Origin of the sequence: Catellatospora paridis (assembly GCF_009720365.1) — a bacterium.
Taxonomy (GTDB): Bacteria; Actinomycetota; Actinomycetes; order Mycobacteriales; family Micromonosporaceae; genus Catellatospora; species Catellatospora paridis.
Genome location: NZ_ML769318.1, coordinates 322,293 through 335,140 on the forward strand (window position 1 = coordinate 322,293; position 12,848 = coordinate 335,140).

10 protein-coding genes and 1 pseudogene are annotated in these 12,848 nt (G+C 71.6%); 7 read left to right on the forward strand and 4 right to left on the reverse strand.

Annotation, left to right across the window (positions count from 1 at the left end; genetic code table 11):
• The first annotated feature begins 3 nt into the window (after window positions 1-3).
• Both F9C41_RS21165 and F9C41_RS21170 read left to right on the forward strand, forming a co-directional pair.
• The gene (locus tag F9C41_RS21165; RefSeq protein WP_155388549.1) at window positions 4-1,281 is read left to right on the forward strand and encodes a thymidine phosphorylase; all 1,278 of its coding nucleotides are present in this window, start codon (window positions 4-6) and stop codon (window positions 1,279-1,281) included.
• A gap of 4 nt (window positions 1,282-1,285) precedes the next feature.
• Window positions 1,286-1,963: a DUF4272 domain-containing protein gene (locus F9C41_RS21170; RefSeq protein WP_155388550.1), complete on the forward strand. Its 678-nt coding sequence runs from the start codon at window positions 1,286-1,288 to the stop codon at window positions 1,961-1,963.
• 136 nt (window positions 1,964-2,099) lie between these two features.
• Here the strand turns inward: F9C41_RS21170 and F9C41_RS21175 are convergent, their stop codons facing one another.
• Entirely contained in the window at window positions 2,100-2,942 is an 843-nt protein-coding gene (locus F9C41_RS21175; RefSeq protein ID WP_155388594.1) for a putative RNA methyltransferase, read from the reverse strand.
• Between the two features lie 34 nt (window positions 2,943-2,976).
• Between F9C41_RS21175 and F9C41_RS21180 the strand changes: the two genes are divergently transcribed.
• Window positions 2,977-4,044 (forward strand): adenosine deaminase, encoded by a 1,068-nt coding sequence (locus tag F9C41_RS21180; RefSeq protein ID WP_155388551.1) that lies wholly within the window; start codon window positions 2,977-2,979, stop codon window positions 4,042-4,044.
• Here F9C41_RS21180 and F9C41_RS21185 read toward each other — a convergent pair.
• Window positions 4,016-4,684, reverse strand: coding sequence for a uridine kinase family protein (locus tag F9C41_RS21185; protein ID WP_155388552.1), 669 nt, complete (start codon window positions 4,682-4,684; stop codon window positions 4,016-4,018). The genes F9C41_RS21180 and F9C41_RS21185 overlap by 29 nt on opposite strands.
• Before the next feature lie 176 nt (window positions 4,685-4,860).
• Between F9C41_RS21185 and F9C41_RS21190 the strand changes: the two genes are divergently transcribed.
• From F9C41_RS21190 to F9C41_RS21205, 4 genes are read left to right on the forward strand one after another with little or no spacing between them, the layout of a single operon-like run.
• Window positions 4,861-8,166, forward strand: coding sequence for a sensor histidine kinase (locus F9C41_RS21190; protein ID WP_155388553.1), 3,306 nt, complete (start codon window positions 4,861-4,863; stop codon window positions 8,164-8,166).
• A complete protein-coding gene (locus tag F9C41_RS21195) occupies window positions 8,163-8,567 on the forward strand; it encodes a roadblock/LC7 domain-containing protein (RefSeq protein ID WP_144122168.1) in 405 nt (134 codons plus the stop codon). The genes F9C41_RS21190 and F9C41_RS21195 overlap by 4 nt, the downstream gene beginning before the upstream one ends.
• A gap of 58 nt (window positions 8,568-8,625) precedes the next feature.
• The gene (locus F9C41_RS21200) at window positions 8,626-9,003 is read left to right on the forward strand and encodes a DUF742 domain-containing protein (protein ID WP_120318038.1); all 378 of its coding nucleotides are present in this window, start codon (window positions 8,626-8,628) and stop codon (window positions 9,001-9,003) included.
• Between the two features lies 1 nt (window position 9,004).
• Window positions 9,005-9,601 (forward strand): GTP-binding protein, encoded by a 597-nt coding sequence (locus F9C41_RS21205; RefSeq protein ID WP_120318039.1) that lies wholly within the window; start codon window positions 9,005-9,007, stop codon window positions 9,599-9,601.
• 146 nt (window positions 9,602-9,747) lie between these two features.
• Here F9C41_RS21205 and F9C41_RS21210 read toward each other — a convergent pair whose 3' ends face one another.
• A complete protein-coding gene (locus tag F9C41_RS21210) occupies window positions 9,748-10,950 on the reverse strand; it encodes an ABC transporter substrate-binding protein (RefSeq protein ID WP_155388554.1) in 1,203 nt (400 codons plus the stop codon).
• Between the two features lie 222 nt (window positions 10,951-11,172).
• Window positions 11,173-12,848 (reverse strand): annotated as a pseudogene (locus F9C41_RS40755) (hypothetical protein); the annotation flags it as partial.

The following is a 12,848-nucleotide window of genomic DNA, read 5'->3' on the forward strand; positions in this document are numbered from 1 at the left end:
GGCATGAGTTTCGCGGCTGTCGACGTCATCCGGGTCAAGCGGGACGGCGGTGTGCTCAGCGAGGAGCAGATCGACTGGGTCGTCGACGCGTACACCCGGGGCCATGTCGCCGACGAGCAGATGTCGGCGCTGGCCATGGCGATCCTGCTGCGCGGCATGACCGACGCGGAGATCGCCCGGTGGACCGCCGCGATGATCGCCTCCGGCGAGCGGCTGGACCTGTCCAAGGTGGCCCGCCCGACGGTGGACAAGCACTCGACCGGCGGTGTCGGCGACAAGATCACTCTGCCGCTGACCCCGCTCGTGGCGGCCTGCGGTGCGGCGGTGCCCCAGCTGTCCGGCCGCGGGCTCGGGCACACCGGCGGCACCCTGGACAAGCTGGAGTCGATCCCCGGCTGGCGGGCCGCGCTCAGCAACGAGGAGTTCATCTCGCAGCTGCGCGACGTCGGCGCGGTGATCTGCCAGGCGGGCGAGGGCCTCGCCCCGGCCGACCGCAAGCTGTACGCGCTGCGTGACGTCACCGGGACCGTCGAGGCGATCCCGCTGATCGCCAGCTCGATCATGAGCAAGAAGATCGCCGAGGGCACCGGCGCGCTGGTGCTGGACGTAAAGGTCGGCACGGGCGCGTTCATGAAGTCGGTCGACGACGCCCGGGAGCTGGCCCGCCAGATGGTGGAGCTGGGCCGGGCGCACGGCGTCGACACCGTCGCGCTGCTCACCGACATGAACACCCCGCTCGGCCGGACCGTCGGCAACGCGGTCGAGGTGCAGGAGTCGCTGGACGTGCTGGCCGGCGGCGGCCCCGCCGACGTGGTCGAACTGACCCTGGCACTGGCCCGCGAGATGCTGTCCGCGGCCGGGCTGTCCGACGTCGACCCCGCCGACGCGCTGCACGACGGCCGCGCCATGGACTCCTGGCGGGCGATGATCCGCGCCCAGGGCGGCGACCCGGACGCGCCGCTGCCCGTGGCCAACGAGATCGAGCAGATCCGGGCGGAGCGCTCCGGGATCGTGGCGTCGGTCGACGCGCTCGGCATCGGCCTGGCCGCCTGGCGGCTCGGGGCCGGCCGGGCCCGCAAGGAGGACCCGGTCAGCGCCGCCGCCGGCGTCGTGCTGCACAAGCGCCCCGGTGACCGGGTCGCCGCCGGCGAGGTGCTGTACGAGCTGCGTACCGACGACCCGTCCCGGCTGCCGGTGGCCCGCGTCGACGCCGCGTCGGCCGTGGTGGTCGGGGACGGGCCCGCGCCCGTACGCCCGCTGATCATCGATCGGATCGGATGATCTCGTGGCACTGCCCGCACCGGACCCCCTCGCCGTGCGTGCCGCCAGCTTCCAGGAGCTGACGCGGCTGGGCGTCCCGCTGCCACCGGACACCTACCCGCTGGTATGGGAACCGGGGGACACCGTCGAGCTGCGTCCCACGGGCGAGCTGGAAGCCCGCGCGGCCATCCTGCACGTGGCGATGGAGCGCGTCTTCGGCATGCCGCCGGCGGAGGCGGAGAAGTGGCTCGACGCCAACGCCCTCATCCCCGACGTGACCGAGCCGGAGTGGGCGTGGATCGTCGACGAGCTGGGCGACCGGCAGTCGTTCGTGCTGCACCTCGACGCGCTCGCGGGCATCTGCTGGGTGCTCGGCGTCATCAAGACCCTCGACCCGCTGCTGGTGCCGCCGCGGTTCATGGAGTCGCTGCCCGATCTGCACGCGGGCGAGACGTTCGGCGCCTGGCAGGCCCGCATCCTGGCGGCGCCGCGCGACCCCACGGTCGTCGCGGCCGCGCTCGACCTGCACTACTGCCTCGACTGGTCGTTCCAGGAGCTGGAACAGCAGGGGCTGCCGGTGCCCGGCGAGCTGAACGCCAACGCGATCGGCCAGCGCCGCTGGGCGCTGGAGTGGTCGTCGGTGTTCCTGGGCGAGTTCCACGACCCGCCGGGCGGCTGGGAAGAGGTCGACCTGTCGGTCTGACGGCCGGGCCGGTCCGATGGTCCGGCGGCGGGGAGAGATCGTTGTTTCGTGTCGGAAGGTGCGGTGGGACCGCAGGTTTCGACACCAGGCAGCGATCATGGAGCGGTGACGCCGCGGCGGACAGGCGGACAGGCGGTCAGCGGGGGCGGTAGGTTCCGATGCGGACGGACGCGGTGCAGGTCACGGCGGCTGTGGCACGGGCCCGTTCGTGGAAGGCGTTGGGGCCCATGGCGATCAGGTCGGCGGCCTCGGCGGCGGTGAGGTCGAGCTGCCATTCCAGGAGCTGCTCGCCTGCGGGCGTGAAGTCGCGCAGCTCCTCGGCGAGGCGTTCGGCTTTGGACGGATGTACCGCGAGCAGGCCGAGCTGTTCGCGCAGCTCCGCGAGGTGGCGTTCGGTCGGGGTGACCACCGCCAGCAGGCCGCCCGGTTTCAGCACCCGGTGCATCTGCGCGCCGTTGCGCGGGGCGAAGATGTTGAGCAGCAGGTCGACGCTGCCGTCGGCGAGCGGCAGGGTGCCCCAGGTGTCGGCGAGCACCGCCCCGGCCCGCGGGTGCGCCTTCGCCGCGCGCCGCAGCGCCGCCTTGCTCACGTCGAACGCCAGCCCTTCGGCCGCCGGCCAGGCGTCCAGCACCGCGGCCAGGTAATACCCCGTCCCCGCCCCCAGATCCACCACCAGCGGTGGGTGGCTGCGCTGATCATGAGGTTGTGGCCGCGACACGCCGTCGAACCGTGCCAAAAGTTCATGATCAACCAGGTGGGTGAGGGCGGTGGCGAGGGGGAGGTAGTGGTCGGCGGAGAGGAAGGCGGTGCGGGCGGCGACCATGGCGGGGGTGTCGCCTTCGGGGAGCCTGCGGCCGGTGGCGAGGTGGACGTAGCCGTGCTTGTTGCGGTCGAAGGTGTGGTTGCGGGGGCAGTGGAGGGTGGTGGGCGTGAGGGACAGGGGGGCGGCGCAGACGGGGCAGCGCAGCGCGTCAGTCATCTCGGCGGTGAGCACACCGAATATCTTGGTGCATGTGACTCCGACCTATGACGAGATCGTGAAGGCTCCCAAGGCGCTGCTGCACGACCACCTCGACGGCGGCCTGCGCCCGGCCACCATCGTCGAGCTGGCCGCCGAGATCGGGCACGAGCTGCCCGCCACCGATCCGGGGGAGCTGGGTGAGTGGTTCGTCTCCGCGGCCGACAGCGGCTCGCTGGAGCGCTACCTGGAGACGTTCTCGCACACCGTGGCGGTCATGCAGACCGCGCCGGCGCTGCGCCGGGTGGCCCGCGAGTGCGCGCTGGACCTGGCCGCCGACGGCGTCGTGTACGCCGAGGTGCGGTACGCGCCCGAGCAGCACCTCACCGCCGGGCTGACGCTGCCGGAGGTGGTCGAGGCGGTGCTGGCCGGGTTCGCCGAGGGCAGCGAGCAGGCGGCCGCGGCGGGCACCCCGATCCGGATCGGAACGCTGCTCACCGCGATGCGGCACGCCGCCCGCTCGATGGAGATCGCCGAGCTGTCCACGGCGTACCGCGACGCGGGCGTGGTCGGCTTCGACATCGCCGGGGCGGAGGCCGGCTACCCGCCCACCCGGCACCTGGACGCGTTCGAGTACCTCCAGCGGGAGAACTTCCACTTCACCATCCACGCGGGCGAGGCGTTCGGGCTGCCCTCGATCTGGCAGGCGCTGCAGTGGTGCGGGGCCGACCGGCTGGGCCACGGCGTACGCATCGTCGACGACATCGAGCCGGGCACCGGCACGCTCGGCAGGCTGGCCGGGTACGTGCGGGACAAGCGGGTGCCGCTGGAGCTGTGCCCGTCCTCGAACGTGCAGACCGGCGCGGCCGCCTCGATCGCGGAGCACCCGATCGGGCTACTGCGCGACCTGCGCTTCCGGGTGACTGTCAACACCGACAACCGGCTGATGAGCGGCACCTCGATGTCACGGGAGATGGCGCTGCTGGTGGAGGCGTTCGGCTGGGGCTGGGCGGAGCTGCAGTGGTTCACCATCAACGCGATGAAGAGCGCGTTCATCCCGTTCGACGAGCGGCTCTCGATCATCAACGAGGTGATCAAACCGGCTTACGCGAAGCTGCTGTGACCAGCAGCCGCGCGCGGCGTTGCAGCGCCGCGGCGGTGGTGGGCCGGCAGCCCAGCTCGCACTGCCGGCCCAGGACCAGGGGATCCTCCCGCCACAGGCGCAGCCCGCGGCGTACCAGGACCATGGGCGGCTTGCGGTGCTCGGCCAGGTCGCGCACCAGCCGCCGGGCGAAGGTGACGGTGCGCGGGCGGTGCAGCGCGAGGGCGTCCGCCAGCACGCCGGCCCGCGCGCAGGCGGCGACGAGCTCGGCCGCGAAGATGCCCTCGGCGATGAACAGGGGCGCGCCCTCCAGCCGGAACGGCCGGTCGCCGATCCGGGCACTGCGGCTGATGTCGTACACGGGCACCTGGGTGTGGCCCGTCTGTGCCAATTGTGTGACCGCAGTCATAGCCGCGTCCAGGTCCCAGGAAAAAGGGGACTCCCAGTCGACCATCTCGTTCACTCGGGGGAGTGTCGGGTCGGATCCTTCCTTGTAAAAATCATCGAGGCACAGGACCGGTAACCCGGTTTGATGCGCTACGTACGATTTGCCCGATCCAGACGGACCGGCAAGAAGGATAACTCGGGCGCTTTGGACACTCACCGTGCGTGACTCCAAGGAAACTACGGGCTGAACTGTGCGGTTGGCCTGCAAGAGCATCCCATCCGGTGTCGGATTCCGGGCAGCCTGGGCTTTCCTCTTTTCACTGGGCGTGATGGAATCTCGGGGGTCCGTCCCTAGCTCGCCGGGACGGGCTGTGTACGGTGCCCGGCGCGACCCCCGCGCCCATCCGCACTCGCGGATCTCGATGGTGGTACCGACAGGAGGGCGGTGACGTGAGCAAGCGGCCAGGAACGCAGAACAACGCGGTCCTTTCGCGTCTCCGACGGCCAGTGAGCCGGCTCCGGGACATGCCGATCTGGTCCAAGCTGGGCCTGATCATGATCGTTCCGACTCTGGCCACGATCGTCGTGGGCACCAACGGTCTGTTGGACAACCTCGACACAGCGACCGGCGCCGACCGCACGCGGATTCTCTCCGTGCTGGTGAAGGAGTCCGGAGCACTCGTCGACGACCTCCAGAACGAGCGTGCCGCAGCGGTCATGCTGCTCGGCACGACCAACACCCCGCCGGCGTCCTACGAGAACGCCGGCAAGCTGGTCGAAGAAGCCAAGAAGCCGTACGCGCAGCAGCGCGGCGCGCTGGTGGACGTCGACGACAGCCTGCGGGACCTGCTCGTGCAGATCGATTCGGGCCTTTCCAGCCTGCCCTCCGTGCGGGAGCAGGTGAAGGAACGCAAGATCAAGCAGTCCGACGCGGCGATGCGCTACCAGGTGATCATCGATTACCTGCTGCAGATCCGTGACAGCGCCGCCCAGATCGCCGGTGGCGGCGAGCTCGGTGACGGCCTGCGCGCGGCCAGCGCGATCGCCACGTACAAGGAGTTCCTCTCCCAGGAACGGGTCATCGTGCACCGGGCGTACATGCTCGGTGGCTTGAACACGGGTCTGCGTAAGGACTTCATCGCCACACTGACCGGCCAGGAGCAGGCGCGCGACGCCTTCGAATCGGTGGCCAGCGACGCGGACATGGACCTGTTCAACAGCCAGGTGACCGGCCCGACGCTGCGCAAGTCGTCGAAGTTCCAGGCCGACATCGAGGCGCTGCTGGGCGAGTCGCTCAGCTCGCTGAACTTCTCCGCGGCCGAGTGGGACCAGAGCATGCGCGACCACGGCGGCGTGCTCCGCAAGGTCGAAGTGCAGCTGGACTCCGACGTCGAGGTCACCGCGAGCGACCTGCGTGACGAGGTCACGCAGCAGGTTCTCGTGCAGACCGGTCTGCTGCTGGGCATGCTGCTGCTGGCGATCCTCTTCGCCTGGCTCGTGGCCCGCTCGATGGCCCGCTCGCTGCGCGAACTGCGTCACGGCGCGCTCAGCATCGCCCAGTACGGCCTGCCGCAGGCGGTGGCCCGACTGCGCGACCCGGCGCTGTCCTCACAGCTGTCGCCGGTGCAGGTGGCCAACCAGATCGCCGAGCCGCTGCCGGTGCGCAGCAAGGACGAGTTCGGGCAGGTGACCGAGGCGTTCAACGCGGTCCACCTGGAGGCGGTCCGCACCGCTGCCGAGCAGGCCGCACTGCGGTCGTCCGTCGCGACGATGTTCGTCAACCTCGCCCGGCGCTCGCAGATCCTGGTCGACCGGCTCATCGGTCACCTGGACCGCCTCGAGCGGGGTGAGGAGGACCCGGACCGGCTGGCCGAGCTCTTCCAGCTGGACCACCTGGCCACCCGAATGCGCCGGAACGACGAGAACCTCCTGGTCCTCGCCGGCGCCGACTCCACCCGTGTGCAGCGCGAGCCCGCGGCCCTGCTGGACGTGCTCCGTGCCGCCCAGTCCGAGGTCGAGCACTACACCCGGATCGAGTTCGGGGTCATCGACCGTGACATCGAGGTCGCCGCACACGCGGTCAACGACCTGGTGCACCTCATCGCCGAGCTCTTCGACAACGCGACCGCGTTCTCCCCGCCGGACTCGACCGTCATGGTCGAGGCACGCCGGGTGGGCGACCGCGCCGTGCTGTACGTCGAGGACCACGGCATCGGCATCTCGCCGGACATGCTCAACGAGATCAACGAGAAGCTGGCCAGTCCGCCCCAGGTGGACGTGGCAGTCTCCCGGATGATGGGCCTGGTCGTGGTCGCGCGGCTCGCCGCACGGCACGGGGTCAAGACGGAGCTTCGGCTCTCGGCCGACCGGGGCATCATCGCCGACGTCACGCTGCCGACCGCGGTGCTCGTGCCGCGGGCGCTGGCGGGTCGTGGGGCCGGCGTGCCGGCTCGTGAGCTGCCCGGCTTCGCCCCGGCGCCGAACATGCGCCAGCAGGCTCCGGCGGCCCCGGCGCAGCGCTCGTCCTCCTTCGCGCCGCTGGCGCTGGAGTCGGGCTCCGGTGCGGGTGCACCGGCCGGTGCCGGCCGCGGCGTCAACGGCGGCAGCGGCGGGCGCATCTTCGACGCGCCGCCCGCACCGCCCGCTCCGGAACTGCCCGTCAGCACGCCGCCCTCGCGGGCCGGCATGCCGGCGTGGTCGGACCTGACCGGTGTCAACGGCTCCGACGCGTCCCGCCGCCCCAACGGCGAGGCGTTGCCGCAGCGGCGGGTGCCGGTGGAGACCGACCGGCCTGAGTCGTTCAACCAGCCGCAGATCCCGCGTCAGCCGTCGTCGCCCGCGGAGGAGCGCGCCAACCCTTCCTGGAACCAGCAGAGCTGGGCCGGATCGGTGGCGCCCGCTTCGCCGCAGGCGCCGAGCAGCCCGTACACGAGCCCCGGTATGCCGATCTCGGCCGTCCCGGTCTCCGCGGTGCCGGTCTCGGCCGCGCCCGTCTCGGCGTCCCCGATCGACGTTCCGGCGTCCGCCGTGCCGCCGACCTGGCCGCCGGTGAGCCGCGAGGACAGCCCGTCGGCGACGCCGGACATGACGGCAGAGATGCCGCAGATTCCGGACGAGTACCCGGTGGTCGACACGCGTATCCCGTTCGCTGACGAGACCATGGAGCTGCCGATCTTCCGGGAGCTCGAGTCGGCCTGGTTCAGCACGCGGCGTACGGCGGTCGATACGCCAGCTCAGGAAGAGAAAACTGCCCCTCCCGCGAACGTCCCCCAAGACACTACGATCACCGCACAGTTCCCCGCCGTTGAGCGAAACGGGTACGGGAGCAACGGTGCACCGAAGGTCAGCAGCACAGCGGCGGGAGCTTCCGACCTGCCGAGCAGGGACGTGAGCATGGGGAGTACGCAGTCTGGCCGTGAGGCCGCCGGATACGAGGTGCCGGCGCCCTACCGGCCGAGCTGGCAGACGGCTGCCGACGACGGATGGGCGGCCGCCTCGGCGATCGCCAACAGCACGCCACCCTCGGAATCGACGGCCGCGGGGCTGCCCAAGCGCACCCCGATGGCACAGCTGGTCCCCGGCGGTGTGGAGAAGGGCGCTACCACCGTGCAGCGCCGTACGCCGGAGGGCGTCCGCGGACTGCTCTCCGCCTACCACCGCGGGGTGCAGCGTGGCCGCACTCAGCACAAGGACGATGATGTGATTCCGGGCTCCACCGAGACCGGAAGCCAGTCTGGCAAGGAGCAGGAGGCATGACCACTACGCAGGATCTTGGTTGGCTGTTGGCCAACTTCGCCGACCGGGTGCCGGGCGTCGCCCATGCGGTCGCGGTGTCCGCGGACGGCCTGCTGCTCGCGTCCTCCCGGGATCTTCCCCGGGACCGGGCCGACCAGCTGGCCGCCATCTCATCCGGTCTGGTGAGCCTCACGCAAGGTGCCGCCCGCTGTTTCGAGGGTGGCGCGGTGTTGCAGACTGTCGTGGAGATGGACAACGGGTTCCTTTTCCTGATGTCCATCTCCGATGGCTCCTCGTTCGCGGTGCTCGCTTCGCGAAGCTGCGACGTCGGCCAGGTCGGGTACGAGATGGCGCTCCTCGTGGACCGGGTGGGCGACGCGCTCACCCCGGCCCCGCGTAGCGCCGCAGGCGTGCTGGGCTGAGGCACAACCGTCCCGGAGGGTCCGGGGACGGCACTGGGGAAGGGGGTGAACGGCGACGATGCCCGACAGAGAAGAACCGACCGGCGCATTGGTACGGCCGTACGCCGTGACCCGTGGCCGCACCCGGCCGCGATTGGAGATCGCGATCGAGGCGCTGGTGGAGACGACCGTACGTGGTCGCTCTGCCGGCACCTCGGGTCGCGGCGGCCACGGGCGGGAACATCAACACATCGCGTCTCTTTGCGACGGCAAGGTGCAGTCGCTCGCGGAGATCGCGGCACGGATGCGGCTGCCGCTCGGTGTCGCCCGTGTCCTCATCGCGGACATGGCGGCAGACGGCCTGGTCGCGGTATACGAGCCGACGTCGTTTGAGAGTAACGACGCGGTAGGCACTGAACTGCTGGAGAGGGTACTCAGTGGACTTCGGAGGCTCTGACATGTCACACCGCCCGGGGCAACAGCCCGGCGGTCGTGTGACATCGGCGAAGATCGTCATCGCCGGCGGCTTCGGCGTCGGTAAGACGACGCTGGTTGGTTCCGTTTCGGAGATCACGCCGCTGACCACTGAAGCGATAATGACTTCGGCCGGCGTCGGCGTGGATGACACGCGCTCGGTCCCCAACAAGACCACCACCACGGTGGCCATGGACTTCGGCCGTATCTCCATCGATCGCGACCTTATCCTGTACCTGTTCGGCACGCCTGGCCAGACGCGTTTCTGGTTCATGTGGGACGAGCTGGTGCGGGGCGCGATCGGCGCGGTCGTCATGGTGGACACACGCAGGTTGGCAGACTGCTTCGCGGCGATCGACTTCTTCGAACACCGCAAGCTGCCCTACCTGATCGCGATCAACCAGTTTGACGGACAGCAGTATCACAACGCCCAGGATGTTCGCGACGCGCTCGCGATCTCCTCGGACGTGCCGGTGGTCAGCTGCGACGCGCGTAACCGCGAGTCGACCAAGCAGGTGCTGATCTCCCTGGTGGAATACGTGCTCTCGATGCGGCGTACCCGCACCGGAGCCCCCGCCTGACATAGGCAAGCACTCGCAGGCCCGCCGTCCCTCAGGGACAGCGGGCCTGAAGTGCTGTCCCCCACCCCCACGCCGCAACTCTTGAAGAGTCGCGCCCTCGACCGGTGGCCGAGAGCGCGACTCTTCAAGAGTGGTGCGGGGGAGGGTCAGCTGAGGCGGACCCAGGCGCCCTGGCGGACGAGGAAGGGGGCCAGGGCGTCGGCTTCGAGGCCGCCGTGGGAGATGGGCTGGAAGGCGTACGCCCCGGTGATGCCCTCGATCGGGCCACCCTCGAGGCGGCCCCGCAGGCGCTGCGGATCGGTGCTGACGGCCCGCCGCGCGGCGGTGGCCATCAACGTCAGCGCGTCCGCGCCGTACGGCGCGAAACCGGTGAACGAGCCGTACTGCTGGATGTAGCGGTAGATGAAGGTGCGCTGGGCCCGTCCGGAGGGCGTGGTGGCCACCGTGGGGGCCCCGGCGAGCACACCGGGGTGCACGACATAGGCGCCCTCCATCGCGCGGGCGTTGGGCCCGTTGAGGGTCTCGTCCGCGCCGGCGCCCGCGTCGAGGAACACCTTGCCGGTGTAGTCGGCGGTGCGCAGCGCGGCGACCGCCGCGGCGCTCACGGGGGCCTGCGCCCAGATGATGACCGCGTCCGGCTCGCCGTCGGCGACCCGCGCGGCGGCGCTGCCGTACGCCCGGCCGGACCGGGGCAGGCGCACCGTGTCGATGATCTCGCGGCCGCTGGCGAGCATGGCCCGGGGAAGCGCGCGCACTCCCGCGTCGCCGTGCCCGTCCGCGGTCGCCAGCACGGCGACCTTCTTCAGGCCGAGCTTGCGGATCTCGCGACCCATCACCGCCGCGATGTCCGAGGCGTTCGGGCCGAGCTGGTAGACGAACCGGCGGTTGGGCAGCGGCACCGTCATGTCGTCGCCGCTGTTCAGGCAGAGGAACGGGACCTTGCCCGCTTCGGCCTCCGTGATGATCGCGCGGGCCGTCTCGACGGTCGCGCCGCCGATGATCGCGCTGACCTTGTCCTGCTCGATGAGGTCCTTGGCCTGCTGCATCGCGGTCGCCGCGTTGCCGCCGTTGTCCTTGAACACCAGCCGGATGTAGAGGCGGCCCTGGCCGTACGGGATGCCGACGGAGTTGATCTCGTCAGCACCGACCTTGAGTGCCTGCTCCTGCAGCTTGCCGAGGGTCGAGCCGGGACCGGTGAGCTCCAGGTTGACGCCGAGCACGAGTTCGCCGGTGGCACCGGCTGCGGTCGCGTCGGGCTCGGAACAGGCGGCCAGCAGCGCGCCGGCGGCCAGTCCGAGTCCGCCGGTGAGGGCACTGCGTCGGGTCAGTCCACCTGTCGCGCTGTTCATGAACGTGCCTTTCCGCGGTGCAAGGGGTGCATGGCAGTGGCGTGAGCCACTGCCATGCACGTATCGTGCTGGCCCGCGAGCGCGGGGGTCAAGCTGGGGAACTATGGCCTGGGACACACTGTGACCTGGTCGCCTGCCACCGCGGCCTTGACCGGTGCCACCCTCCGCCCCGCTACGGACGGCACCGCGCGCCCGCTCCCGCAGGCGACGTGGAGCCGCAGCTCAGCGGTAGTTGGCCGCCCGGTAGTTGTAGTCGTCCCGGTCGTCGCGTGCGTCCTGCTCGCGGCTGAAGTCCCAGCCGTTGGCCGACTCGCGGCCCGGACGCCCGCCGACGGCGAAACCGCCCTGGCCGGGGCTGCCACCGAGTTCCTGGTTGCCGCGCCGCCAGCCACGGAAGTAGTTGCTGGTGTGTGCGGCGATGCCGGCGGCGTCGCGCACTATGCGCAGCGGGCGCTCCTCGCGCTCCGGCGTGGAGCCGGGCACCAGGTTGGCCGCCGGCACGCGACGGGGCAGGCCCGCGGTGGTGTCGTTGCCGACCTGCGGGCGGGCCGCCTGCTCGGCGGCGCGCCAGCCGCTGTCCATGTTCGAGTTCCAGGTGGTCTCGGTGTCGTTGCTCGGCCCGGCGAACCAGGCCGAGGAGACCGACGCGAAGATCAGCAGGTCGTCGTCCTCGCCGGAGGCCGGGCTGGACGCGCGCTCGGTGCGGCGCGGCTTGGGCCGCGCCCCGGTCAGCGCGCTGTCGTCGACCAGGCGCAGCGGCGGCTCGTCCCGCGCGCCGCGGCCGTTGCGGCGCGCGGGCTCGTCGGCCAGCCGCAGCGACGGGGAGTCGGGCAGCACCAGGTCGTCGTCGAGCCAGGGCGGGGTGATCCGACCGTCGGCGGCGCGCGCGGGCTCCTCGGGCTCGGGGTTGAGCGGCCAGTTCGCGCGGGAACCGGCGGGGGCCGCGGGCGACTGCGGCGCCATGCCCAGCGGGTCGGCCGACATCCGGGTGATGTCGGTCGGCACGTCGGTCGCGGACGGCGCGTTGAAGCGCGGGCGCTCCCCGGTGTCACGGAGGCTGTCCTGCTGCTGGAAGCCGCTGCGGGCACGCTCGGCCAGCTCGTTGGCCAGCCGCTCGGCGGCCGACGGCTGGTATCCGCGCGGGGCACGGTCGTCGAGGTCGTTGGCCCGGTCCAGGGAGGGCTGCTGGTAACCGCCGCGCGGGGCGCGGTCCTTCGCCAGGTCGGCAGCGGGCTGCTGGTAGCCGCGGGGTGCGCGGTCGTCCAGGCCGGCAGCGGGCTGCTGGTAGCCGCGGGGTGCGCGGTCGTCGAGGTCCGCTGCGGGCTGCTGGTAGCCCCGGGGTGCACGGTCGTCGAGGTCGGCAGCGGGCTGCTGGTAGCCGCGAGGCGAGTGGTCGGCGAGCTCGGTCGACGGCTCGGGCTGCTGGTAGCCGCGGTGCTGCTCGAGGGTCTCGTCGGGCAGGTCCGCGGACGGGGCCTGGTTGAACCCACGTGCGGCGCGCTCACTGCTGATGGCCGCGTTGGTCAGGGTGGGCACGAACGGCTTGCCCGCCTCGGCCGGCGCACGCGAGGAGCGCTGTGCCGGGATCGGGGTCTGCCGCGGCGGGATCGGGGTGGGCATCTGCCGCGTGGGTGCGGCCGGGGCCTCCTGGCGCGCCGCCACGGGCATGGCGACCATCGGGGTACCCGTGATCGGGGTCGGCTCGAATCCGGGCGGCACGGGCGGCGTGGAGGGCGCCCACGCGGGGCGGTCCACCGGCGGCGGCGCCAGGGGCGTGCTCGACACCGGCTCGGGCGCGGTCGGCGGGGCCTGCACCGGGCGCGGCTGCGCGGGGGCGGCGTTGACGGCGGTGGGCTGCACGCGGCGGCGGGCGCCGGTGGCGGCGGCCATCGCGGGCG